A 23,848-nucleotide genomic window follows, 5' to 3' on the forward strand; every position below is an offset into this window, starting at 1 on the left:
GAAAGAGGTAATCCACATGGCCAAGATCGGATTCATCGGAACCGGCATCATGGGCAAGCCCATGGCTCAGAACCTGCAGAAAGCCGGCCACACCCTGTTCTTCTCCGAGCACTTCGACAAGGCACCCGCCGACCTGCTCGGCGACAACGGCATCGCCCTGGCCAACCCGCGCGAAGTGGCCCAGGAAGCCGAGTTCATCATCATCATGGTTCCGGACACCCCCCAGGTCGACGACGTACTGTTCCGCAAGGACGGCGTGGTCGAGGGCGTCGGCGCCGGCAAGGTGGTGATCGACATGAGCTCCATCTCCCCCTCCGCCACCAAGGTCTTCGCCGAGAAGGTCAAGGCCACCGGCGCCTCCTACCTGGACGCCCCGGTATCCGGCGGTGAAGTCGGCGCCAAGGCCGCGACCCTGAGCATCATGGTCGGTGGCTGCCCGAACGCCTTCGAGCGCGCCCTGCCGCTGTTCCAGGCCATGGGCAAGAACATCACCCGCGTGGGTGGCAACGGTGACGGCCAGACCGCCAAGGTCGCCAACCAGATCATCGTCGCCCTGAACATCCAGGCCGTCGCCGAAGCCCTGCTGTTCGCCGCCAAGAACGGCGCCGACCCGGCCAAGGTGCGCGAAGCGCTGATGGGCGGCTTCGCCGGCTCGAAGATCCTCGAAGTGCACGGCGAGCGCATGATCAAGGGCACCTTCGACCCGGGCTTCCGCATCAGCCTGCACCAGAAGGACCTCAACCTGGCCCTGTCCGGCGCCCGCGAACTGGGCCTGAACCTGCCCAACACCGCCAACGCCCAGCAGGTCTTCAGCACCTGCGCCGCCATCGGTGGCAGCAACTGGGACCACTCCGCGCTGGTGAAGGGCCTGGAGCACATGGCCAACTTCTCCATCCGCAAAGAGTAAGCCGCTTTCGCCGGGCCCCCGCCCGGCACCCCTTTCGACCTTCCTGGCCGGCGGAGTCACGGCCCAATGGCCAGGTGGGTCGATTCCAGTCCCGAGCCGCTGCGAGCGGCGGCTCGGGACTGCAATCGGCCTCCAAGCCCCACCACAACAAGAATCCAGCGCCCCTCCGGAGTCTGTCATGTCATTCGATCCGCAAAGCCTGCTGCGCGACCTCTTCGCTACCGCCATCGCCGCCGCCCACCCCCGCCAGGTGCTGGCCGACCACCTGCCCGCCGACCGCAGCGGCCGCCTCATCGTCATCGGTGCCGGCAAGGCCGCAGCCGCCATGGCCGAGGTGATCGAGCAGGAATGGCAGGGCGAGATCGCCGGCCTGGTGGTGACCCGCTACGGGCACGGCGCCAATTGCCGCCGCATCGAGGTGGTGGAAGCGGCGCACCCGGTACCGGATGCCGCCGGCCTGGAGACCGCCCAGCGCGTGCTGCAGCTGGTGAGCGGCCTGAGCGAAAGCGACCGGGTGATCTTCCTTCTCTCCGGCGGCGGCTCCTCGCTGCTGGCCCTCCCCGCCGAGGGCATCAGCCTCAAGGACAAGCAGGCGATCAACAAGGCGCTACTGAAATCCGGTGCCGCCATCTCCGAGATGAACTGCGTGCGCAAGCACCTCTCCGCGATCAAGGGCGGTCGCCTGGCCAAGGCCTGCTGGCCGGCCAGCGTCTTCACCTACGCCATCTCCGACGTGCCCGGCGACGAAGCCACGGTCATCGCCTCCGGCCCCACCGTCGCCGACCCGACCACCTCGGCGGAGGCCCTGGCGATCCTCGCGCGCTACCAGATCGAGGTGCCGGCCAACGTCCGCGCCTGGCTGCAGGACCCGCGCTCGGAGACCGTGAAGCCCGGTGACCCGGTGCTCTCGCGCAGCCACTTCCAATTGATCGCCACGCCCCAGCAATCCCTCGATGCCGCTGCCGAGAAGGCCCGCGCCGCCGGCTTCACCCCGCTGATCCTCGGCGACCTGGAAGGCGAGTCCCGCGAGGTGGCCAAGGTCCACGCCGGCATCGCCCGGCAGATCGTCCTCCATGGCCAGCCGATCAAGCCGCCCTGCGTGATCCTCTCCGGCGGCGAGACCACCGTCACCGTGCGCGGCAACGGCCGTGGCGGGCGCAACGCCGAGTTCCTGCTGAGCCTCACCCACACCCTCAAGGGCCTGCCCGGCGTCTACGCCCTGGCCGGCGACACCGACGGCATCGACGGCTCCGAAGACAACGCCGGCGCCATCATGACCCCGACCAGCCACGCCCGCGCCGCGGAGCTCGGGTTGTCCGCCAGCGACGAGCTCGACAACAACAATGGCTACGGCTACTTCGCCGCCCTCGACAGCCTGATCGTCACCGAGCCGACCCGTACCAACGTCAACGACTTCCGCGCCATCCTGATTCTCGAGAGCCCCGCACAATGACCTCCGACAAGAAAGTCAAAATCCTCGCCACCCTCGGCCCGGCCATCAAGGGCGTCGACGACATCCGCCAGCTGGTGGAGGCCGGGGTCAACCTGTTCCGCCTGAACTTCAGCCACGGCGAACATGCCGACCACGCCCAGCGCTACCAATGGGTGCGCGAGGTCGAGCGCCAGCTGGCCCGCCCGATCGGCATCCTCATGGACCTCCAGGGGCCCAAGCTGCGGGTCGGCCGTTTCGCCGAAGGCAAGGTCCACCTGGAGCGCGGCCAGGCCCTGCGCCTGGACCTGGACGCGACCCCGGGCGACGGCAGCCGGGTCAACCTGCCCCACCCCGAGATCATCGAAGCCCTGCAGCCGGGCATGAACCTGCTGCTGGACGACGGCCGCCTGCGCCTGCAGGTGACCGCCAAGCACGCCGATGCCATCGACACCCGGGTGATCGCCGGTGGCGAGCTGTCCGACCGCAAGGGCGTCAATGTCCCCGAGGCCGTGCTACAGCTGTCCCCGCTGACCGCCAAGGACCGCCGCGACCTCGATTTCGGCCTCGAACTGGGCGTCGACTGGGTCGCCCTCTCCTTCGTCCAGCGCCCCGAGGACATAGTCGAGGCCCGGGGCCTGATCCAGGGCCGCGCCGCGCTGATGGCCAAGATCGAGAAGCCCTCCGCCGTGCAACACCTGGAAGAAATCGCCCGCCTCTGCGACGCCATCATGGTCGCCCGTGGCGACCTGGGCGTCGAAGTGCCGGCCGAGAACGTGCCGCGCATCCAGAAGGACATCATCCGCACCTGCCGCCAGCTCGGCCGCCCGGTGGTGGTCGCCACCCAGATGCTGGAATCCATGCGCTTCTCCCCGGCGCCGACCCGCGCCGAGGTGACCGATGTCGCCAATGCCGTGGCCGAAGGCACCGACGCCGTGATGCTCTCGGCCGAGACCGCCTCCGGTGACTACCCGCTGGAAACCGTGCAGATGATGAGCAAGATCATCCGCCAGGTGGAACAGGGCCCGGACTTCCAGTCCCAGCTCGACGTCAGCCGCCCGCAGGCCGAAGCCACCGCCTCGGACGCCATCAGCTGCGCCATCCGCCGCATCAGCAGCATCCTCCCGGTGGCGACCCTGGTGAACTACACCGAGTCCGGCAGCTCCAGCCTGCGCGCCTCCCGCGAGCGCCCCAAGGCACCGATCCTCAGCCTCACCCCGAGCCTGGAGACCGCCCGCCGCCTGACCGTGGCCTGGGGCGTCTACTCGGTGGTCAACCAGCGCCTGGACAAGGTCGAGGACGTCACCGGCACCGCGCTGGAGATCGCCCGCGCCCAGGGCATGGCCCGCACCGGCGACACCCTGGTGATCACCGCCGGCGTGCCCCTGGGCCAGCCCGGCTCTACCAACATGCTGCGCATCGCCCACCTGGACTGATCCAGCCGCGGCCACGGCGCGCGCAGACGCACCGGGCCGCCCTGCTCCGGCAGGTCGAATGCCATCCGCAGGCGCCACGTCCCAGGGACGGGCGCCTTTTCCCTTTCAACCGGCCACACCATGCGACACCTTCCTCTGCCTTGCGATGCCCGTTCCTGGGCCAGTGCCCAGCTCAACGGTTTCAGCCAGATCTTCCTGCAGCGCCACCCCGGCTGCGGCGCCCTGCTGCTCTGCGCCATCCTCGTCGGCGCGCCGCAGTTGCTCGGCGGTGCCCTGCTCGGCGGTTTCGCCAGCTGGCTCACCGCCCTGCGCCGGGGCTACCCGCGCGAGGACGTGGAAGCCGGCCTCTACGGCTACAACGGCGTGCTGCTGGGCATGTTGCTGGGTGCGCGCTTCGAGTGGACGCTGCACCTGCCGCTGCTGATCGTCTGTTGCGCCGGCCTTTCCACCCTGCTGCTGCACCGCCTGTTGCGCAACGCGCGGGAGCGCGAGTGGCTGCCCGCCTTCACCAGCCCCTTCGTCGGCTTCGGCTGGGTGCTGCTGTGGCTGGCCCATGGGCTGCAGCTGACCGCTCCAGCGGCGGCGCCGGCGGTCGTTCTCGACGCCGATAGCATCGGCCTGCTCCTCGCCCTGCTGCGCGGCTTCGGCCAGGTGATCTTCCTCGCCGACCCGCTGGCCGGGGCCTGCGTGCTCCTCGCCCTGCTCCTGGCCTCCTGGCGGGTGGCGCTCTGGGCGTCGTTCGGCAGCGCCCTGGCGCTGGCACTGGGCCTCTGCCTGAAACTGCCCACCGACACGCTGCTGGCCGGCCTGTTCAGCCTCAACGGCGTGCTCATCGGCATCGCCCTGGGCAAGCGCCTGGCCAGCCTGCCGGTGGTCGTCATCGGCGTCGCCCTCGGCGTGCTGCTGCAACCCGGCTTCGCCACCTTCGGCCTGCCCGCCATGACCGCGCCCTTCATCCTCGCCTGCTGGCTGGTGATCGCCGGCGGCCGCCTGCTGCGCCAGAACGGCACGCGGCCGCGCCCCACCCACCTGCGCCACTGAAAGGGCGGCTCTGCTAAGGTTCGTCTCCTGAGGAGGACTCCATGGCCGAGGCACACAGCAGGCGCGAGCGTCTGTACAGCATCATCTTCCAGGCCGACACCCCGGCCGGGCGGCGCTTCGACACCAGGCTCATCTGGCTGATCCTGGCCAGCCTGGCCATCGTGCTGCTGGACAGCGTCGAGCACATCCACCGTCGCCACGCCGGCCTGCTGTCCGGGCTCGAGTGGGCGATCACCGCGCTGTTCATCGCGGAATACCTGCTGCGCCTGTACAGCGCGCCGAAGCCGCTGCGCTACGTCTTCAGCTTCTTCGGCCTGGTGGACCTGATGGCGATCATCCCCGGGGTGGTCGCGCTCTTCTACCCGGATGCCCAGTACCTGTTGATCGTCCGCGCCCTGCGCCTGGTGCGGGTGTTCCGCATCTTCAAGCTGCGCCATTACCTGGTGCAGGCGAACTTCCTGCTCAGCGCGCTGCGCGGCAGCCGGCAGAAGATCGCGGTGTTCCTGCTCAGCGTCTCGACATTGGTGGTGGTGTTCGGCGCGTTGATGTACGTGATCGAAGGCCCGGAGAACGGTTTCACCAGCATTCCCACCAGCATCTATTGGGCGGTGGTGACCCTGACCACCGTCGGCTTCGGCGACATCACCCCGAAAACGCCACTGGGCCAGGCAGTGGCCAGCCTGGTGATGATCACCGGCTACTCGATCATCGCCGTGCCCACCGGTATCTTCAGCGCCGAACTGGCCAACGCCATGCGCCAGGACGGACAGCTGGACCGGGAGTGCGCCACCTGCCGCAAGCGCAGCCACGAATCCGCCGCGAGCTTCTGCAGCCGCTGCGGCAACCCGCTTTTCCCGCGAGGAGGCGAACATGGAACACCTTGACCAGGCACGTTGGGACGCCCTCTGGCTGCGCCTGGGCGCGCCCGCGCCCGAAGGCAGCTTCGATCAGCTGCGCGAGGCCTACGGTGCGCCCCAGCGCCAGTACCACAGCACCGCCCACATCAGCGCCTGCCTGGGCCACTTCGACGAATGGAGCCACCTGGCGGACCACCCCGACCGGGTCGAGCTGGCGCTCTGGACCCACGACCTGGTGTACGACCCGAAGCGCCAGGACAACGAGGCCGCCAGTGCCGAGCAGACGGTCGCCTGGCTGCTCCAGGCCGGGCTTGGCGAGCACGGCGAGGCGCTCCGCGGGCTGATCCTCGCCACCCGCCACATGGAACCGCCGCGTGCCGGTGACGCCGAGCTGGTGGTGGACCTGGACCTGTCGATCCTGGCAGCCCCGAAGGAGGTCTACGACGCCTACGAAAAGGCCGTGCGCGCCGAGTACGAATGGGTGCCGGAACCGCTGTTCCGAGCCGGGCGCAGCAAGCTGCTGAAGCAGTTGCTGGACATGCCCCGCCTCTACCACAAGACCCCGCTCGCGCAACGCTGGGAGCAGCCGGCGCGCGAGAATCTGCTTGGCGCCCTGCAGGCCTTGGCCTGAGAATAAGCAAATTCGTTTTCAGTATTTAAAAGAATATATGGCACACCGCTATATTCCCTTGCCCTCACCCCCTAGAAGGAACGATCCGTGAAACGTCTGTTCTCCGCTTCGCTGCTGGCAGCGGGCCTGGCCCTGGCCACCGCGGCCCAGGCCGCCCCCACCCTGCTCAACGTCTCCTATGACGTGATGCGCGACTTCTACAAGGACTACAACGCCGCCTTCCAGAAGCACTGGCAGCAGGAGAAAGGCGAGAACATCACCCTGCAGATGTCCCACGGTGGCTCCAGCAAGCAGGCCCGTGCCGTGATCGACGGCCTGCCCGCCGACGTCATCACCATGAACCAGGCCACCGACATCAACGCCCTGGCCGACAACGGCGGCCTGGTGCCGCAGAACTGGGCCGAGCGCCTGCCGAACAACAGCGCCCCCTTCACCTCCGCCACCGTGTTCATCGTGCGCAAGGGCAACCCCAAGGGTCTGAAGGACTGGCCGGACCTGCTCAAGGACGGCGTCCAGGTGGTGGTGCCCAACCCCAAGACCTCCGGCAACGGCCGTTACACCTACCTCTCCGCCTGGGGCTACGTGCTGAAGAACGGTGGTGACGAGAACAAGGCCAAGGAGTTCGTCGGCAAGCTGTTCAAGCAGGCGCCGGTGCTCGATACCGGTGGCCGCGCCGCCACCACCACCTTCATCCAGAACCAGATCGGCGACGTACTGGTGACCTTCGAGAACGAAGCCGAGATGATCGCCCGCGAATTCGGCCGTGGCGGCTTCGAGGTGGTCTACCCGAGCGTCTCCGCCGAAGCCGAGCCGCCGGTGGCCGTGGTCGACAAGGTGGTCGACAAGAAAGGCACTCGCGAGGCCGCCGAGGCGTACCTGAAGTACCTGTGGAGCGACGAGGGCCAGACCATCGCCGCCAACAACTACCTGCGCCCGCGCAACCCGGAGATCCTCGCCAAGTTCGCCGACCGCTTCCCCAAGGTCGAATTCCTCTCCGTGGAGAAGACCTTCGGCGACTGGCGTGACGTGCAGAAGACCCACTTCAACGACGGTGGCGTCTTCGACCAGGTCTACACCGGCCAGTAAGCCGGGCGGCAGACACGAAAACGGCGACCCTCGGGTCGCCGTTCTGCTTTGTGGATCAGGCCGGAACCGCCGGCCTCACTGCCCGAAGGTGCTGGCCCACTCGCCGAACTTCATGCACAGGCCGAAGCTCATCACGTCATCGGTATCGGCCAGGCAGTTGACCGCCAGGCGCGCCGTGCCGCCCTTGGCGTAGTCGCTCGCGCAGGCCTTCTCGTTGCGTTTCATCTCCTTGTAGGCCGTGTCCATCTTGTACATGGCGTCGTCCAACTGGGCCTGGGTGGCGCGCTTCTGGCGCACGGCCTCGCGACCGATCTTCTGCGTTTCGGTGATCAGCGACGGCATGCGGCGGATGGCGGCGGCACATTGCACCATGCCTTTCTGGTGCAGTTGCCCGGGGTTCAGCTCTTCCTCGTCGTCCTCGAACAGGGAGCTGCGCGAGGAGGTGCGCTGGAGCTCGGAGTCGTCCAGGCCCTGGATGGTGTTCACCTGCAGCTTCTGCTCGGTGACATTGCGGCTTTCCGGTGGCGGGGTATCGGTGAAATGCACCTTCCCCTGTTCGTCGCGCCACTGGTAGACCTGGGCGAGAACCGGCTGGGCGATGAGCATGGCCAGAAAGGCCAGGGCGATGCGAGCGAACATCCTTGTGCTCCAAATGGCAGAACGCCAGCACAGTACACAAGGGCTGCCAGGCTGTCCACGCGCCGTGGTGACGGTGGTCGGAACGGCATGACCGCGCGTCAGGACGCGCGAGCGGGCTCAGGGATGGCGACGCCCGAGGCCGGCGGGCACGCCGCTGGAATCGGTGGGTTGCCAGGGGCCGTTGGGGCTGTTGGACCAATGCCAGCCCTGGTCCCAGTGGTAGTAGGTGCGCTCGCGGTAATAGAGGTCCTGCTCGCCCTCGAGCACGTACACGCCGAGCGCCGTGTCCCAGTAGCAGGCAGCGCCGGGCGGCGGCGCGTAGCGCGGGTGGCTCTTCATGCGCGTGACCTTGGGCGGCAGCGGCTGGGACGGCGTCACTGGCGCACGGTTCTGCTGGCCGGGCGGCGGCAGCTGTTGCGGCGCGGCAGGCCCGCCGCCGTGCTCGGGCGCTGGCGGCTGCAAGGAGCAGCCGGCGAGACCGAGGAGCAGGCAGGCAAGGGAAAGTCGAAGGGTCGAATTCATGGCTGCGTGCTCTCGGTCGATGGATCAGGGCTGGTCCGGGCTGTCGATGGTCAGGCGCTGCTGCTCCTGCACAGCACTAGACAACGCCGGGCTGCGTCCGATCCATTCGCCTGCCTTGGCATTGCCCTCGCGGGAGATGCGCGCCACCAGCTGCACCTGGGCGAAGTTGGAGATCTTCAGCTGCGGCATCATCGCATCGGCGTCGCTGAGCACCACCTCGGCCGGCAGGTCCTTCACCGTCAGGCGCTTGACGGCCAGCGGCATGGGCGGGCCTTCGGCGGCGCGGGCGAAGATGAACACCGCATCCCCCGGCTGCACCTTGTCCTTGAGCGCGGCGGCCAGGTCGACACGGACCTTCAGCTGCGGCATGGACTTGGTGACGGTATCGCGTTCCGGCAGCGTTTCACCGCTCTCGGCGAGCTTCTCGCGGGCACGCTCGATGCCGCCCTGCAGGGCGCCGCGGGACGGATCATCCTGCGGCAACACCGCGATCAGGCGCTCCCAGTAGCCGATGGCGTCCTTGAAGCGGCCCTCCTCGAAGCCGGCGATGCCCAGCAGGCCAAGGCTGGTGACTTCGTTGGCATCGGCCTTCAAGGCCTCTTCGGTCAGCGCCTGCACCTCGGGGGTGAAGCGCTTCTGGCTGGCGAAATACAACGCCTGGGCCCACTGCCCCAGCAGCTCGGGCTGGCGGCCGGCGACCTGCACGGCGCGCTCGTAGGCCCTGGCGGCATCGCCGGCACGCTCCTGGGCCATGTAGGTACGGCCGAGGAAATACCAGCCTTCGGCGGAATCCGGCTGCGCCTGCACGACCTTCTCCAGGCGCGCGGTCATCTCTTCGATGGTGCGCGGCTGCTCGCGCATCTCACGGGCCAGCTCGACCTTGTCGCTGGCGCCCCAATGCAGGTACAGGCCGATGCCCAACAGCGGCACGGCCAGCGCGGCAGCGAGCGGCAAGGCCTTGCCCAGGCGCGAGCTGCGGCCGGTGTCGGCGCCCTCGGTGTCGGCCAGCAGCTCACGCGCGGCTTCGGCACGGCCGGCCTCGAGCTGCTCCTCGGTGAGGGTGCCGGCGGAGCGCTGGCCCTGGAGTTCGGCCAGGCGCTCCTGGTACAGGGCGACGTTGAGTGCGGTGCGATCCTCTTCGGCCTGGGCCTTGCGGCCACGCAACACGGGGATCAGCAGGAATGCGAGGGCGACCAGCAGGAGCAGGCCGGCGGCGAGCCAGAAATCGATCATCAGTGGTTCTTGTCCTGAGTCTCTTGGTTGAGCAGCGCATCCAGGCGGGCGCGCTCATCGCTGGAAAGCAGTGCGTCGCCGGGGGCGTTCTCGACGCGGCGGCGGCGCAGCACGATCACCCCGAGCACCAGCAGGCCGCCCACCAGCAGGCCCGCCGGGCCGTACCAGAGCAGCAGGGTGCGGCCGTTGACCGGCGGCTTGTAGCGCACGAAGTCGCCGTAGCGGGCGACCAGGTAGTCGACGATCTCGTCGTCGCCCTTGCCCTCTTCCAGCATGCGGAAGATCTCGCGGCGCAGGTCGGTGGCGATGGGGGCGTTGGAGTCGGCGATGTTCTGGTTCTGGCACTTGGGGCAGCGCAGCTCCTCGGTGAGCACGCGGAAACGCTCGCGCTCGGCCTCGTCCTTGAACTCGTAGGTGTCGATGGCCGCGCGGGCCACGCCGGTGAGGGCGAGGCCGAGAGCCAGGGTGGCGAGCAGGCGCTTCATTGGCCGGCCTCGTCGACCAGGGCCTGGTACAACGGCGCCAGTTGCTCGCGCCAGACGACTTCGTCGATCACGCCGACGAACTTGTGGCGGATGATGCCGTCCTTGTCGATCAGGAAGGTCTCGGGGGCACCGTAGACGCCCAGGTCCAGCCCGAGGCCACCCTGCTCGTCACGGATGTCCAGCTGGTAGGGGTTGTGGAACTCCTTCAGCCATTTCAGCGCGGCGGCGTTGTCGTCCTTGTAGTTGACGCCGTGGATGACCACGCCCATCTGCGACAGCTTGTTCAGCACCGGGTGCTCGACCCGGCAGGAGATGCACCAGGTGCCCCAGACGTTGACCAGCGCCGGCTTGCCCTTGAGGTCGGCCTCGCTGAGGGTGCGCGAGCCGTCCACGGACGGCAGGGAGAAGGCCGGGAAGGGCTTGCCGATCAGCGCCGAAGGCAGCTCGGCCGGGTCGAGGAACAGGCCGCGATAGAGGAATACCGCCACACCCAGGAAGATCACCAGGGGCAGCAACAGGATCAGGCGCTTCATGCTTGCGCTCCAGCCATGCCCAGTGCGTCACGCACGCGGGTCTTCACCTTGACCCGGTAGCGCGGGTCGAACGCTGCCAGCACGCCACCCAGGCCCATCAGCAGGCCGCCGAGCCAGATCCAGCGGACGAAGGGCTTGACGTGCACGCGCACGGCCCAGGCACCGTCGCCCAGGGGTTCGCCCAGGGCCACGTAGAGGTCGCGGGTCAGGCCGGCATCGATGCCCGCCTCGGTCATCATCGATTGCTGCACGGTGTACAGGCGCTTCTCCGGGTGCAGCACGGAAATCTCGCGGTCGCCGTCAAGCACGCGCACGGTGCCCTTGTCGGAAGTGAAGTTGGGGCCCTCGTGGTGGGCGGCGCCCTCGAACACGAAGCGATAACCACCCAGTTCCACGGACTCGCCCGGAGCGAGGCGCAGGTCGCGCTCGGCGCTGTACTGGCTGGAAAGCACCACGCCCAGGGCGCACACGGCGATGCCGGCGTGGGCCAGTTGCATGCCCCAGTAGCTGCGGGTCAGGCTGCGGGCGCCCTTGATCAGGCCCTTGTGGCGGGTCTTGTCGAGCAGGTCGCGCACGCCGGCCAACACCACCCAGGCGGCCAGGGCGAACACCGCCAGCACCGCCCAGTGGAAGTCGCCATAGATGAACGCGCCAAGCATGCCGAGCACCAGGCTGCCGATCAGCACCGGCCCGAGCATGCCCAGCAGCCACTTAATCGGGGTGTCCTTCCAGCGCACCAGCACGCCGACCGCCATGACCACCATCAGCAGCGCCATCAGCGGCACGAACAGGGCGTTGAAGTACGGCGGGCCCACCGACAGCTTGGCGCCGGAGATGGCGTCCAGCACCAGGGGGTAGAGAGTGCCGAGGAGAATCATCGAGGCGGCCACCACCAGCACCAGGTTGTTCACCAGCAGCAGGGTTTCGCGGGACCACAGGGCGAAGCCCACCTGGCTCTTGACCACCGGCGCGCGGACGGCGAACAGGGCCAGCGAGCCGCCCACCACCATCAGCAGGAAGATCAGGATGAACACGCCGCGCTCCGGGTCCGAGGCGAAGGCATGCACGGAGGTCAGCACGCCGGAACGGACCAGGAAGGTACCCAGCAGGCTGAGGGAGAAGGCGGCGATGGCCAGCAGCACCGTCCAGCTCTTGAACACGCCGCGCTTCTCGGTCACCGCCAGGGAGTGGATCAGCGCGGTGCCCACCAGCCAGGGCATGAAGGAGGCATTTTCCACCGGGTCCCAGAACCACCAGCCGCCCCAGCCGAGCTCGTAGTAGGCCCACCAGGAGCCGAGCACGATACCGACGCTGAGGAAGGCCCAGGCGATGATGGTCCACGGGCGCGACCAGCGCGCCCAGGCGGCGTCGAGGCGGCCGCCGAGCAGTGCGGCGATGGCGAAGGCGAAGGCGACCGAGAAGCCCACGTAGCCCATGTAGAGCATCGGCGGGTGGACGATCAGGCCGAAGTCCTGCAGCAGCGGGTTGAGGTCGTTGCCGTCGGCCGGCATGTTCGGCAGCAGGCGGTTGAAGGGGTTGGAGGTGATGATCAGGAACGACAGGAAGCCGATGCTGATCATGCCCATCACCGCGAGCACGCGGGCCAGCATCACCTCCGGCAGCTGCCGGGAGAACACCGACACGGCGAAGGTCCAGCCGCCGAGGATCAGCGCCCAGAGCAGCAGCGAGCCCTCATGGGCGCCCCACACGGCGCTGAACTTGTAGTACCAGGGCAGCGCGCTGTTGGAGTTGCTGGCGACGTAGGAGACGGAGAAGTCGTCGACCATGAAGGCGTAGGTGAGGCAGCCGAAGGCGAACGCCAGGAAGGCGAACTGCCCCCAGGCGGCGGGCTGGGCCAGGCTCATCCACTGGCGATCACCGCGCCAGGCGCCGATCAGCGGCAGGGTCGCCTGCACGGCGGCCATGCACAGGGCGAGGATCAGGGCCAGGTGGCCGAGTTCGGGAATCATGGAATCAGCCCTCTTTCTTCGCAGGGGCCATCTGGCCGCTTTCTTTCAACGCCTTGGTCACTTCCGGCGGCATGTATTTCTCGTCGTGCTTGGCCAGCACTTCATCGGCCACCAGCACGCCATCGGCGTCCAGCTTGCCCAGGGCGACGATGCCCTGCCCTTCGCGGAACAGGTCGGGGAGGATGCCGTGGTAGCGGATGGTCACGTCCTTGGCGAAGTCGGTGACCACGAACTGCACCTCCAGGGAATCCTGCGAGCGCTGTACCGAGCCATCGCGCACCATGCCGCCCGCGCGGATGCGGGTGTCCTTCGGCGCTTCGCCGTTGGCGATCTGCGTGGGTGTGTAGAACAGGTTGATGTTCTGTTGCAGCGCCGACAACGCCAGCGCCACGGCGATTCCCACACCGGCCAGGATGGCCAGGATGATGAACAGGCGCTTCTTGCGGACCGGATTCACTTCGACTCCTCCCGGCGCAAACGGCGCGCCTCGTCTTGCAGGTAGCGACGGCGCGCCATCAGCGGCAGCGCGACGTTGAGGATCAGGATCGCCAGGCTGATGCCGTAGGCGGTCCAGACATAGAGGCCGTGATGGCCCATGGCGAGGAACTCGCCGAACGTAGCGAAATTCACGATGCCTTCTCCACCAGCGCCTTCACTTCGGCCTTGACCCAGCTGGCCCGCGCCTCGCGGCGCAGCACGTCCAGGCGCATGCGCACCATCAGCACGGCGGCGAAGAAGCAGTAGAAGCCCAGCACCATGATCAGCAGCGGCACCCACATCTCGGCAGGCATGGCCGGTTTCTCGGTGACGGTGAAGGTGGCCGGCTGGTGCAGGGTGTTCCACCACTCCACCGAGTACTTGATGATCGGGATGTTGATCACGCCGACGATGGCCAGCACCGCGCAGGCCTTGGCGGCGCTGTCACGATTGCTGATCGCCTGGCCCAGGGCAATGACACCGAAGTAGAGGAAAAGGAGGATGAGCATCGACGTCAGTCGGGCATCCCACACCCACCAGGCGCCCCAGGTCGGGCGGCCCCAGATGGCCCCGGTGAGCAGCGCGATGGCGGTCATCCAGGCGCCGATGGGCGCGGCGGCCTGCAGGGCGACGTCGGCGAGCTTCATCTTCCACACCAGGCCGACCACGCCGCACACGGCCAGCATCACGTAGCAGGACTGCGCCAGGAAGGCGGCCGGCACGTGGATGTAGATGATGCGGAAGCTGTTGCCCTGCTGGTAGTCCGGCGGTGCGAAGGCCAGGCCCCAGACCAGGCCGACGAGGATCAGGATGCCCGCAGCCCAGGCGAACCAGGGCAGCCAGCGACCGCTGATCTCGTAGAACCATTTGGGCGAACCCAGCTTGTGGAACCAGGTCCAGTTCATGAAGGCTGCCTCAAAACTACTGCGCTTGCCGTTACTGCGTTGAAAGCAGGCTCGGGCTGCTCATTCAGGGCGACCAAGCTCCGCGCCCTCGCCTGCTTTCGCCTTGTCTCGGCTGCGCTCGCTACGTTCTTCAACAGCTTTCTCATGGTCAGGCAACTCTGTTTCTTATTCGCCGACGCTGATGGTCAGGCCGGCGGCTATGGCAAAGGGAGTCAGGGTCACCGCCAGGGCGGTGAGGCAGGCCAGCCACAACAGGTGGCCCACCGCCGGCAGTCCTTGCAGGGCCGCCTGTAGCGCCCCGCTGCCAAGGATCAGCACCGGGATGTACAGGGGCAGGATCAACAGCGCCAGCAACAGCCCGCCGCGCTTGAGACCAACGGTCAGGGCAGCGCCGACCGCACCGAGCAGGCTCAGCACCGGCGTACCCAACAGCAACGAACCGAGCAGCACCGGCAAACAGCGCGCAGGCAGGCCCAGCATCAGCGCCAGCAAGGGCGCCAGCAGCACCAGTGCCAGCCCGGAAAAAAGCCAGTGTGCCAGTACCTTGGCCAAAACCAGAAGCGGCAGGGGGTGCGGCGAAACGACCCACTGTTCCAGCGATCCATCCTCGAAATCACTGCGGAAAAGCCCGTCCAGCGAGAGCAGGACGGCCAACAGGGCCGCCACCCAGACCAGCCCCGGAGAAAGGCTTTGCAACAATTGCGTCTCAGGGCCGACGGCCAGGGGGAACAAGGCGATGACGATAGCGAAGAACACCAGGGGGTTGGCCAGCTCCGCCGGTCGGCGGAACAGCAGGCGCGCTTCGCGAGCGACCACCAGGCCGAATACACGGATCATGCGGCGCGCCGTCCGAGGTCGAGTTCGCGGTAGCCGGCGGGGACACGGGCCATGCTGTGGTGGGTGGTGAAGACCACCAGGCCGCCCGCATCGCAATGCTGGGCCAGGTGTTCCTCAAGTTGCGCCACGCCCTGCTTGTCGAGGGCGGTGAAGGGTTCGTCGAGGATCCACAGCGGCGGCGCGTCGAGGTACAGGCGCGCCAGGGCCACGCGGCGCTGCTGGCCGGCGGACAGGGTATGGCAGGGAACGTCCTCGAAGCCGCGCAGGCCCACCGCCTCCAGCGCCTGCCAGATGGCATCGCGGCTGGCCGGCTGGTGCAGGGCGCAGAGCCAGGCGAGGTTCTCCTCGGGGCTGAGCAGGCCCTTGATGCCCGCGGCGTGGCCGATCCACAGCAGTTCGCGGGCGAGTTCGCCGCGCTGCCCGGCGAGGGCCACGCCTTTCAGGCGCACCTCGCCGGCGGTCGGCTGCATGAGCCCGCAGAGCAGGCGCAACAGGCTGGTCTTGCCACTGCCGTTGGGGCCGGCGACCTGCAGCATCTCGCCGTGCCCCAGGCGCAGGTCGAGCCGCTCGAACAGCATCCGCCAGTCGCGCTCGCAGGCGAGGTCGTGGGTCTCGAGATAAGGACTGGTCACGGCAACGGATACCCTGGGGGAACTCAAGTCATGGAGGTGTCGGCCGCTATACTCAGGTGCGCACGAGTTCGGCGCCCGGCCCGGACGGGGCGGCATTATACATGTCCACCACGGCCCCCGAAGGGGGCTTTTCAACAGGTTGTTACCCTTGATGACCGAGATCAGTTCCTCGCGCCCCATCAGTGCCACCCCGGCGGCCAGCCGCCCCGTGCAGACGGTTGCGGAAGCCGCCGTGAAGCTGCTGCAACCGATCGGCGGGCTGCTCGCAGCGGGTGACAGCGCGGACGCCGAAGTGGTCAGCGTCAAGGAAAACGCACAGAACAGTTTCCAGGTGCTGCTCAAGCTCACCCTGAACGGTGGCCAGCAAGCCACGGTGGAAGCCAGCAGCAACCGCCCACTGGCCCAGGGCAGCCTGCTCAACGTCACCGCCGTCTCGGAAACCCGACTGATGGTGGCCCTGCAGCCCGGCGGCACCGCCGTACTGGACAGCATCGACCTGGACCAGTTGCCGGTGGGCACCCTGGTACAGGGCAAGGTGGTCTCCAGCGAGCAACTGGCCAAGGCCCGCAGTACCGTCTACCGCTCCCTGATCAACCTGATCAACACACCGCTGGCCGGTCGTCAGATGGCGGTGGAAGGCCCGCTTCCGCTGCCCATTGGCAGCCTGCTCAGCGCCCAGGTGCAGAGCAGCCAGTCCCTGCAGTTCCTGCCCCTGTCCGCCCAGCTCGACCAGCTCGCCCTCACCCAGCAGCTCGCGACCCAGCAGAGCCGACAGGGTTCGCTGGAGGGCCTGGTGCAGGCACTCAAGGGCATGGGCGACGAGCTCCCGACCAACCTGCGCGGCACCGTCGACCGCCTGCTGGCGAGCCTGCCCGACGTCTCCCAGCTCAGTGACGCCAAGCTGCTGGCCAAGGCCGTGGAGAACAGCGGCGCCCTGCTGGAGGCGCGCCTGCTGGCCGGCCATGGGGCAGCCCTGGGCCAGGACATCAAGGGCAACCTGCTGCGCCTGATCGCCCAACTGCTGCCCAATCTGCCCAACGGCCCGGCCGCGCTGCCCACCGCCGGCGCCAGCAACGCCATGGCCCAGGCCCTGCCGGCCTTCATCCGCAGCGCCCTGGGCTCGCTCGGCCAGGCCAGCGCCCGGCAACAGGCCCTGAGCTTCCCCCTGCCCTCGCGCCTGGCGCAGCAGGCCGAGGGCGAAGGCGACCTGGAGCTGCTGCTGAAGATGGCGGCGGCCGCGGTCTCGCGCCTGCAGACCCACCAGTTGTCGAGCCTCGCCCAGTCGCAGATGACCCCCGAGGGCAACCTGCTCACCACCTGGCAGCTGGAACTGCCCATGCGCAACAACCAGGACATCGTGCCCCTGCAGGTGAAGGTGCAGCAGGAGCAGACCCCGCAGAAGCGCAAGGAAGAACAGAAGGAGACCCTGTGGCGCATCGAGCTGGCCTTCGACATGGAGCCCCTGGGGCCGCTGCAGGTACAGGCGCAACTGATACGCGGCGCCATCTCCAGCCAGCTCTGGGCCGAGCGTGCGCGCACCGCGAGCCTGATCGATGGTGAATTGCCCAACCTGCGTGAGCGCCTGGTGTCCGCCGGCCTCGAAGTCAGCGAACTGGCCTGCCGCCAGGGCATACCGCCGCAAGGCCCGCGCACCAACCTGCAACAGCGCTGGGTGGACGAGACCGCATGAACGCCCTGCCCTTCCCCCGCAGCCGGAGCACACCGCAATGACCCAGGCCAAGCAGCCACGCCAGGCCATCGCCCTCTCCTACGACGGCGCCACCGCCCCCAGCCTGACCGCCAAGGGCGACGACGAACTGGCGGAAGCGATCCTCGCCATCGCGCGGGAGTACGAAGTGCCGATCTACGAGAACGCCGAGCTGGTGCGCCTGTTGGCGCGCATGGAGTTGGGCGAGGCCATTCCCGAGGCGCTCTATCGCACCATCGCCGAGATCATCGCCTTCGCCTGGTACCTCAAGGGCAAGTGCCCGGCAGGCTTCGTCGCCGATGGCGAGCGCGACGTCACCCCAGCGGTGCCGTTGCTGGGCGGCCCTAGGGGCTGAAGGCCAGCACCTCGCCCTCGACGCCCTTGCCCAGCGGGAAGTCGAGCAACTGCCAGGCGAAGTAGCCATCACGGAAATAGAACACCTGCTTGTAGCCCCAGCTCACCGCAAGCTGCGCCGCCAAGGCGCCTCTCGGGCAGACGTCGCTGTCGCAATAGATCACCAGCGGCACATGCCGGGGCCAGTGGGGCATCGCCAGGCCGGCGAAGCGATCGGCCAGGTCCAGGTGCACGGCGCCATGCACATGGCCCCAGCTCCATTCCGCCGAAGGCCGCACATCGATGAACAGGGCGCCGTAGTCGTACAGCCGCTTGGCCTGGAGCACATTCACCGTGGTCGCCCCCTTGACGCTCAGGGGCGCTTCCTCGGCCAAGGCCAACGGCAGGACGCACAACAGCAGGAGCGGCAGAAGTCGCATGGCAGACCTCGCGGAATCGATACCCGAGCCTTGAGCTTAGGCAGCGACCGGAGCAGGCCTTGGAACTATTGGTTCAGAGGGGATGGGGTGGTTAGACCGGGAGGGAGTTAGCGGGGCTCAGCCCTGCTTCTGCTTGCGGGCGAGTTGCAGCTTGCTGACCAGCTCGGCCTCGGCCTGGGTGAGGCCGCAGGAATGGGTGAGGTCGTCGACGCTGGCGCCCATGCCGGCAAGCCGCGCGGCCTGGGTGAAGGACAGGCTGCTGGGATCGCGCTGCTCGATCTGGCTGACCTTGTCGGGCAGCGGCGCCACCACCCGGCGCAGCTCATGCAACTCCTCCCCCATGCGGATGCTGCCGCTGAGGTAGGCGTCGAGCCGCCGGGCGAGCTCCTTGATCCGCTGATCGCGCACGGCGTCCCGCCTGGCCTGCTCCTCGGCGGCCAGGCGCTGCCCTTTCTGCAGCCGCACGCAGGTGACTGCGAGGGCTGCACAGGCGACCGCCAGGACCGCCAGCGCGATCTCGATCAGCACGTCAGATGCTCTCCAGCTCCGACCACTCTTCTTCGCTCATCATCTTGTCCAGCTCGACCAGGATCAGCAGCTCGCCATTCTTGTTGCAGACGCCCTGGATGAACTTGGCCGATTCCTCGTTGCCCACGTTGGGCGCGGTCTCGACCTCGGACTGACGCAGGTAGACCACTTCGGCGACGCTGTCGACGAGGATGCCCACCACCTGCTTGTCCGCCTCGATGATGACGATGCGGGTGTTGTCGGTGACCGAGGCCGAATCCAGGCCGAAGCGCTGGCGGGTGTCGATCACGGTGACGACGTTACCGCGCAGGTTGATGATGCCCAGCACGTAGCTCGGGGCACCCGGGACCGGCGCGATCTCGGTGTAGCGCAGCACTTCCTGGACCTGCATCACGTTGATGCCGTAGGTCTCGTTGTCCAGGCGGAAAGTCACCCATTGCAGGATGGGATCTTCGGAACCTTGCCCTGACGATTTCTTCATGTTCCCTAGCCTCTTCTAGAACCGCCCGGGGCGGCGTTCGCGGGTTCTGCCCGCTTTTTTACAAACCTGGGCGCCTCGCTCGTGCGAGGCGCCGGCATTCAGTTGAGCGACATCTTCTTGACGGCGCCGCTGGCGATGAGTTCGGCCAGCGCGGAGACATCCAGCAGCGCGCACATGTGTTCGATCACGGTACCGGCGAGCCAGGGACGCTGGGTGCGCTGGGTGCGCCATTTGATCTCGCTCGGGTCCAGGCGGATGGAGCGGCTCACCTGGTGGACGGCCAGGCCCCATTCGTAGCCCTGGACGGAGATAACGTACTGCAAGCCTTCGCGGAAATCATCGCGGTAACGGTCCGGCATGACCCAGCGCGCGGTGTCGAGCACCTTCAGGTTGCCGGCCTGGCTCGGCAGGATGCCGAGGAACCAGTCGGGCTGGCCGAACAGCGGGGTCAGCTCCTGGCCGGCCAGGGGGTAGATGGAGCCCAGGCAGACCAACGGGACCGCGAGCGTGAGGCCGGCCACGTCGAACAGCAGGCACTCGAACGGCTCTTCGGCCCAGCTCGGACGCTCGTCGAAGGACATCGGCTCGCTGTCGAGCAGCGGCGCGTTGACAGCCTTGAGCTCGGCGACCGGCTCGACCAGGCTGGGGCGGGCGACGGGAGCGACGGGAGCGGCCGGCGCCACGGGGGCGGCGGGCACGGCCTCGGTACGCAGCTCGGTTGGCGCGGCGACCAGCGTACGCAACGGCGCGGCCTCGATCACCGGCCTGGCAACGGGTGCCGGCGCCGCGACCGCAGCGGCGACCACCGAAGGAGCCGCCACGGGCGCAGGCGATGGCACGGCCGCGATCACCGGCTTGGCGGTCATCAGGCGGGCATCGCGGACCTGCTCTTCCAGCACCGCTGCCTCGAACTCGTCCAGGGTGATGCTGTCGGCGAGTTCGATCGTCGCTTCCTGCAACAGGGAATCGAGGTAGGACTGCAAGGCCAGCTGCGGCCTTGTGGCGGTGGCGACGGTACGGCTCATTGATGGGACCTGCAGGAGTGGACTCCAGAGTCTATCGGCAGCAAGGCCGCGCGACTTGAGGGATGCAATTCAGCATAGACGCTCATTTCAGGCTACCTGGGCGGCCAGTTGCTGGCTGAGCAGATGCTTGAGCAGCGCACGGTAGGCGATCACCCCACGGCTGTTGGAATCGTACTGCGAAGGCGTGACCCCGGCGCGGCTGGCATCGCGCAGGCGGGTGTCCACCGGGATATAGGCCGGCCACAGGTGCTCGGGATAGGAGTTGCGCAGCACCCGCAGGGTATTCAGGGAGGCCTGGGTGCGGCGGTCGAACAGGGTCGGGACGATGGTGTACGGCAGCGCCTGCTTGCGCGAGCGGTTGATCATGGCCAGCGTGCTGACCATGCGCTCCAGGCCCTTCACCGCGAGGAACTCGGTCTGCACCGGGATCACCAGTTGCTGGCTGGCAGCCAGGGCGTTGACCATCAGCACGCCCAGCAGCGGCGGGCTGTCGATGATGGCGTGGTCGAACTCCTGCCACAGCTGCGCCAGGCTCTTGGCGACCACCAGGCCCAGGCCGTTCTGCCCCGGAGACTGGCGCTCCAGGGTCGCCAGCGCGGTACTGGAAGGCAGCAGAGAAATGCGCTCGTGGCTGGTCTGCAGCAGCAACTGGCGCGGCAGGCCATCCGGCACGTTGCCCTGGTGCAGGAACAGGTCGAAGCAGCTGTGCTCCAGGGTATCCGGGTCATGCCCGAAGTAACTGGTCATCGAACCGTGGGGGTCGAGGTCGACCACGACCACGCGCTTGCCGGCGTCGGCCAGCAGGCCCGCCAGTGCGATCGACGAGGTGGTCTTGCCTACACCACCCTTTTGATTGGCTACCGCCCAAACTCTCATCTTCTTCATCCTCCCGGCAGAAACGCCGCCTTGCCGAGAATCATTGTCCGCCTGCGGGGGCCGGCGACGGGGAATTGACGCCCCCCTCTGCAGAGGGGCTCGCTGCTGGCGACGGTGCAGGTTGCGTGCCAGCACGCTGCAAGGCGCCATCAGGTTTCGCATTGGCACTGCCGACGCCGCTCACCGCGCGACGCACGTCCAGATTGCGGGAGATCACCAACACCACGCGCCGGTTACGCCCGCGCCCTTCCGCCGTCGCGTTGTCGGCTACCGGCTGGAACTCGCCATAGCCGACCGCCGCCAGCCGCGCCGGGTTCACACCGTCCATCGACAACATCCGCACGATGCTCGCGGCCCGCGCCGTAGACAGCTCCCAGTTGGAAGGATAGTTCGTCGTGCTGATCGGCAGGTTATCGGTGAAACCTTCCACGTGCACCGGGTTTTCGTAGGGGGCGAGGATCTTCGCGACCTTTTCGATGATGGTGAAGGCTTCGTTGGCCGGAATGGCGTCGCCGCTGGGGAACAGCAGGCTGGAGTTCAACTCGATCTCCACCCACAGCTCGTTGCCGCGAACCGTCATCTGTTCGTCCTTGATCAGGTCGCCGAACGCATCGCTGATGTTGCGGGTGATTTCCCGCAGCGGATCACTGGCGTCGCCGTCGCTGCTGCCGGAGTCCTGGGTCATGGATTTGTCGGACTCGGTGGTGCGCGGGCGCTCCTCGCCCACGGGTATCGGCTTGATGGAACGGTCCGGCTGGTTGAAGACCCCGGTCAGGCTCTCCGAGAGGATCTTGTACTTGCCTTCGTTGATCGAGGAGATGGAATACATCACCACGAAGAAGGCGAACAGCAGGGTGATGAAGTCGGCGTAGGAGACCAGCCAACGCTCGTGATTCTCGTGTTCTTCCTGATGACGTCTGCGGGCCATGTCGCCTCCATCAGTCCATGAAGCCTTGCAGCTTCAACTCGATGGAGCGCGGGTTCTCGCCCTCGCCGATGGAAAGGATGCCTTCGAGCAGCATTTCCCGGTAGCGCGACTGGCGCATGGCAATGGACTTGAGCTTGTTGCCGATGGGCAGCAGCAGCAGGTTGGCGAAGCCGACGCCGTAGATGGTGGCGACGAAGGCCACCGCGATACCGCCGCCCAGCTGGCTGGGATCGGCCAGGTTGCCCATCACGTGGATCAGGCCCATCACCGCGCCGATGATGCCGATGGTCGGAGCGTAGCCGCCCATGCTCTCGAACACCTTGGCGGCCTGGAAGTCGCGGGCTTCCTGGGTGTAGAGGTCCACTTCGAGGATGCTGCGGATGGCCTCCGGCTCGGCGCCGTCCACCAGCAGCTGGAGGCCCTTGCGGGCATAGGCGTCGGGCTCGGAATCGGCGATGGGCTCGAGCCCCAGGAGGCCTTCCTTGCGCGCCGCCATGCTCCAGCCGACCACGCGGTTGATGCCGCCGGCGAGGTCGATCTGCGGCGGGAAGATGATCCAGCGGATGACGACCAGGGAGCGCTTGAACACGCTCATGGGGGTCTGCAGGAACGCCGCGCCGAGGGTACCGCCGATGACGATCAGCGCCGCAGGGCCGTTGAGCAAGGCCCCGGCGTGCCCACCTTCCAGGTAGTTGCCACCGATGATCGCGACGAGCGCGAGAATGACCCCGACGAGACTCAGTACATCCATTGAAGCGTGCTCTCCATTACAGGCACGCCTCGGCGATGTGCCTGCCGATATCGTCGAGCCCGTAAACGGCATCGGCCAGGTTGGCCTTCACGATGGCCATGGGCATGCCGTAGATCACGCAGCTGGCCTCATCCTGCGCCCACACCTGGCTGCCGCCCTGCTTGAGCAGGCGCGCGCCCTCACGGCCATCGGCGCCCATGCCGGTCAATACCACCGCCAGGACCTTGTCGTTATAGGCCTTGGCCGCGGAACCGAAGGTGATGTCCACGCAGGGTTTGTAGTTCAGGCGTTCATCGCCGGGGAGGATGCGCACGGTGCCGCGCGCGTCCACCATCATCTGCTTGCCACCGGGCGCCAGCAGCGCCAGGCCGGGGCGCAGCACGTCACCGTCCTCGGCCTCCTTGACGGATATCCGGCAGAGCTTGTCGAGGCGCTCGGCGAAGGCTTTGGTGAAGGCGGCCGGCATGTGCTGGATCAGGACGATGGGCGCCGGAAAGTTGCCGGGCAGCTGGGTCAGCACCCGCTGCAGGGCCACCGGGCCGCCAGTCGAGGTACCGATGGCCACCAGCTTGTAGGACTTGCGCTTGGGGCTCGGGCTGGAGGAGCCGCCAGCGCTTGAGGCCGGTGCAGGCGCAGCGCCGGCACTGGGACGCGAGGGTGCCGGAGCGGGCGCGGCGTGGCTCGGCGACGGCGTCGGGGCCGCCGGAGCCGGGCTGTAGCTGCTGTAGCGACGGTTGCTGCGTGCGATGCTGTGGACCTTCTCGCAAAGCAACTGCTTGACCTTGTCGGGGTTGCGCGAGATGTCCTCGAAGTTCTTCGGCAGAAAATCCACCGCACCCGCGTCCAGGGCGTCCAGGGTCACCCGGGCGCCTTCGTGGGTCAGGGAGGAGAACATCAGCACGGGGGTCGGGCAGCGCTGCATGATGTGCCGCACTGCAGTGATGCCATCCATCATCGGCATCTCGTAGTCCATGGTGATCACGTCCGGCTTGAGCGCCAGCGCCTGGTCGATGGCCTCGCGGCCATTGGTGGCGGTACCGATCACCTGGATATTGGGGTCGGCGGACAGAATCTCCGAAACGCGACGACGGAAGAACCCGGAGTCATCAACCACCAGAACCTTGACTGCCATAAACACTCCTAACAGGCGGCCCGACG

General features: G+C 67.5%; 28 protein-coding genes. 9 read left to right on the plus strand and 19 right to left on the minus strand.

Annotated elements, in window-relative coordinates; translation table 11 throughout:
• Positions 1-16: 16 nt before the first annotated feature.
• The 7 genes from HSX14_RS19470 to HSX14_RS19500 all read left to right on the plus strand — a co-directional run bounded on the left by HSX14_RS19470 (position 17) and on the right by HSX14_RS19500 (position 7,387).
• Positions 17-907 (plus strand): 2-hydroxy-3-oxopropionate reductase, encoded by an 891-nt coding sequence (locus tag HSX14_RS19470; protein ID WP_111260846.1) that lies wholly within the window; start codon positions 17-19, stop codon positions 905-907.
• Between the two features lie 178 nt (positions 908-1,085).
• Positions 1,086-2,360: a glycerate kinase type-2 family protein gene (locus tag HSX14_RS19475; RefSeq protein ID WP_173177861.1), complete on the plus strand. Its 1,275-nt coding sequence runs from the start codon at positions 1,086-1,088 to the stop codon at positions 2,358-2,360.
• Positions 2,357-3,772 carry a pyruvate kinase gene (gene pyk, locus HSX14_RS19480; RefSeq protein WP_173177859.1) on the plus strand — a complete coding sequence of 472 codons (1,416 nt, stop codon included), beginning with the start codon at positions 2,357-2,359 and terminating at the stop codon, positions 3,770-3,772. Before HSX14_RS19475 ends, pyk begins: the two co-directional genes overlap by 4 nt.
• A gap of 120 nt (positions 3,773-3,892) precedes the next feature.
• The gene (locus tag HSX14_RS19485; RefSeq protein ID WP_173177857.1) at positions 3,893-4,813 is read left to right on the plus strand and encodes an urea transporter; all 921 of its coding nucleotides are present in this window, start codon (positions 3,893-3,895) and stop codon (positions 4,811-4,813) included.
• 41 nt (positions 4,814-4,854) lie between these two features.
• Positions 4,855-5,697 carry an ion transporter gene (locus HSX14_RS19490; protein WP_173177855.1) on the plus strand — a complete coding sequence of 281 codons (843 nt, stop codon included), beginning with the start codon at positions 4,855-4,857 and terminating at the stop codon, positions 5,695-5,697.
• Positions 5,684-6,301, plus strand: a complete 618-nt coding sequence (locus tag HSX14_RS19495) for an HD domain-containing protein (protein ID WP_173177853.1) — start codon at positions 5,684-5,686, stop codon at positions 6,299-6,301. The genes HSX14_RS19490 and HSX14_RS19495 overlap by 14 nt, the downstream gene beginning before the upstream one ends.
• An 87-nt stretch (positions 6,302-6,388) precedes the next feature.
• Complete coding sequence (locus HSX14_RS19500; RefSeq protein ID WP_173177851.1) at positions 6,389-7,387, plus strand: sulfate ABC transporter substrate-binding protein; 999 nt, start codon at positions 6,389-6,391, stop codon at positions 7,385-7,387.
• Between the two features lie 75 nt (positions 7,388-7,462).
• Here HSX14_RS19500 and HSX14_RS19505 read toward each other — a convergent pair whose 3' ends face one another.
• From HSX14_RS19505 to ccmA, 11 genes are all read right to left on the minus strand, one after another.
• Complete coding sequence (locus tag HSX14_RS19505) at positions 7,463-8,026, minus strand: DUF4124 domain-containing protein (RefSeq protein ID WP_173177849.1); 564 nt, start codon at positions 8,024-8,026, stop codon at positions 7,463-7,465.
• A 117-nt stretch (positions 8,027-8,143) separates the two neighbouring features.
• Positions 8,144-8,548: a hypothetical protein gene (locus HSX14_RS19510; RefSeq protein WP_173177847.1), complete on the minus strand. Its 405-nt coding sequence runs from the start codon at positions 8,546-8,548 to the stop codon at positions 8,144-8,146.
• 24 nt (positions 8,549-8,572) lie between these two features.
• Positions 8,573-9,781: a c-type cytochrome biogenesis protein CcmI gene (ccmI, locus tag HSX14_RS19515; RefSeq protein ID WP_173177845.1), complete on the minus strand. Its 1,209-nt coding sequence runs from the start codon at positions 9,779-9,781 to the stop codon at positions 8,573-8,575.
• On the minus strand, positions 9,781-10,266 hold the full coding sequence (locus HSX14_RS19520; RefSeq protein ID WP_111260856.1) for a cytochrome c-type biogenesis protein: 486 nt from the start codon (positions 10,264-10,266) through the stop codon (positions 9,781-9,783). The genes ccmI and HSX14_RS19520 overlap by 1 nt, the downstream gene beginning before the upstream one ends.
• Positions 10,263-10,799, minus strand: coding sequence for a DsbE family thiol:disulfide interchange protein (locus tag HSX14_RS19525; protein ID WP_173177834.1), 537 nt, complete (start codon positions 10,797-10,799; stop codon positions 10,263-10,265). The genes HSX14_RS19520 and HSX14_RS19525 overlap by 4 nt, the downstream gene beginning before the upstream one ends.
• The gene (locus tag HSX14_RS19530) at positions 10,796-12,769 is read right to left on the minus strand and encodes a heme lyase CcmF/NrfE family subunit (RefSeq protein WP_173177832.1); all 1,974 of its coding nucleotides are present in this window, start codon (positions 12,767-12,769) and stop codon (positions 10,796-10,798) included. Before HSX14_RS19530 ends, HSX14_RS19525 begins: the two co-directional genes overlap by 4 nt.
• A gap of 4 nt (positions 12,770-12,773) precedes the next feature.
• Positions 12,774-13,226 carry a cytochrome c maturation protein CcmE gene (gene ccmE, locus HSX14_RS19535; protein WP_173177830.1) on the minus strand — a complete coding sequence of 151 codons (453 nt, stop codon included), beginning with the start codon at positions 13,224-13,226 and terminating at the stop codon, positions 12,774-12,776.
• Positions 13,223-13,399 (minus strand): heme exporter protein CcmD, encoded by a 177-nt coding sequence (gene ccmD / locus HSX14_RS19540; protein WP_111260860.1) that lies wholly within the window; start codon positions 13,397-13,399, stop codon positions 13,223-13,225. The genes ccmE and ccmD overlap by 4 nt, the downstream gene beginning before the upstream one ends.
• Complete coding sequence (locus tag HSX14_RS19545; RefSeq protein WP_173177828.1) at positions 13,396-14,151, minus strand: heme ABC transporter permease; 756 nt, start codon at positions 14,149-14,151, stop codon at positions 13,396-13,398. Before HSX14_RS19545 ends, ccmD begins: the two co-directional genes overlap by 4 nt.
• A gap of 165 nt (positions 14,152-14,316) precedes the next feature.
• A complete protein-coding gene (gene ccmB / locus HSX14_RS19550) occupies positions 14,317-14,988 on the minus strand; it encodes a heme exporter protein CcmB (protein WP_173177826.1) in 672 nt (223 codons plus the stop codon).
• Complete coding sequence (gene ccmA / locus HSX14_RS19555; RefSeq protein ID WP_230428060.1) at positions 14,985-15,566, minus strand: cytochrome c biogenesis heme-transporting ATPase CcmA; 582 nt, start codon at positions 15,564-15,566, stop codon at positions 14,985-14,987. The genes ccmB and ccmA overlap by 4 nt, the downstream gene beginning before the upstream one ends.
• A 205-nt stretch (positions 15,567-15,771) precedes the next feature.
• Here ccmA and fliK point away from each other — a divergent pair, with 205 nt between their 5' ends.
• Positions 15,772-17,310, plus strand: coding sequence for a flagellar hook-length control protein FliK (fliK, locus tag HSX14_RS19560; protein WP_173177822.1), 1,539 nt, complete (start codon positions 15,772-15,774; stop codon positions 17,308-17,310).
• 37 nt (positions 17,311-17,347) lie between these two features.
• Complete coding sequence (locus tag HSX14_RS19565; RefSeq protein ID WP_111260865.1) at positions 17,348-17,683, plus strand: EscU/YscU/HrcU family type III secretion system export apparatus switch protein; 336 nt, start codon at positions 17,348-17,350, stop codon at positions 17,681-17,683.
• On the opposite strand, the gene HSX14_RS19570 is transcribed toward HSX14_RS19565, so the two are convergent.
• The 8 genes from HSX14_RS19570 to HSX14_RS19605 all read right to left on the minus strand — a co-directional run bounded on the left by HSX14_RS19570 (position 17,673) and on the right by HSX14_RS19605 (position 23,822).
• Positions 17,673-18,101, minus strand: coding sequence for a rhodanese-like domain-containing protein (locus tag HSX14_RS19570; RefSeq protein WP_173177820.1), 429 nt, complete (start codon positions 18,099-18,101; stop codon positions 17,673-17,675). The genes HSX14_RS19565 and HSX14_RS19570 overlap by 11 nt on opposite strands.
• Positions 18,102-18,218: 117 nt before the next feature.
• Entirely contained in the window at positions 18,219-18,629 is a 411-nt protein-coding gene (locus HSX14_RS19575) for a DUF2802 domain-containing protein (RefSeq protein ID WP_373874752.1), read from the minus strand.
• A 1-nt stretch (position 18,630) separates the two neighbouring features.
• On the minus strand, positions 18,631-19,110 hold the full coding sequence (locus HSX14_RS19580) for a chemotaxis protein CheW (protein ID WP_021220567.1): 480 nt from the start codon (positions 19,108-19,110) through the stop codon (positions 18,631-18,633).
• A 98-nt stretch (positions 19,111-19,208) separates the two neighbouring features.
• Complete coding sequence (locus HSX14_RS19585) at positions 19,209-20,135, minus strand: CheW domain-containing protein (RefSeq protein ID WP_173177818.1); 927 nt, start codon at positions 20,133-20,135, stop codon at positions 19,209-19,211.
• A gap of 87 nt (positions 20,136-20,222) precedes the next feature.
• A complete protein-coding gene (locus HSX14_RS19590) occupies positions 20,223-21,011 on the minus strand; it encodes a ParA family protein (RefSeq protein WP_111260938.1) in 789 nt (262 codons plus the stop codon).
• A 40-nt stretch (positions 21,012-21,051) separates the two neighbouring features.
• The gene (motD, locus tag HSX14_RS19595; protein WP_173177816.1) at positions 21,052-21,939 is read right to left on the minus strand and encodes a flagellar motor protein MotD; all 888 of its coding nucleotides are present in this window, start codon (positions 21,937-21,939) and stop codon (positions 21,052-21,054) included.
• A gap of 10 nt (positions 21,940-21,949) precedes the next feature.
• Positions 21,950-22,690 (minus strand): flagellar motor protein, encoded by a 741-nt coding sequence (locus HSX14_RS19600; protein ID WP_111260869.1) that lies wholly within the window; start codon positions 22,688-22,690, stop codon positions 21,950-21,952.
• 16 nt (positions 22,691-22,706) lie between these two features.
• The gene (locus HSX14_RS19605; protein ID WP_173177814.1) at positions 22,707-23,822 is read right to left on the minus strand and encodes a protein-glutamate methylesterase/protein-glutamine glutaminase; all 1,116 of its coding nucleotides are present in this window, start codon (positions 23,820-23,822) and stop codon (positions 22,707-22,709) included.
• Positions 23,823-23,848: the final 26 nt, after the last annotated feature.

Origin of the sequence: Pseudomonas tohonis (assembly GCF_012767755.2) — a bacterium.
Taxonomy (GTDB): Bacteria; Pseudomonadota; Gammaproteobacteria; order Pseudomonadales; family Pseudomonadaceae; genus Metapseudomonas; species Metapseudomonas tohonis.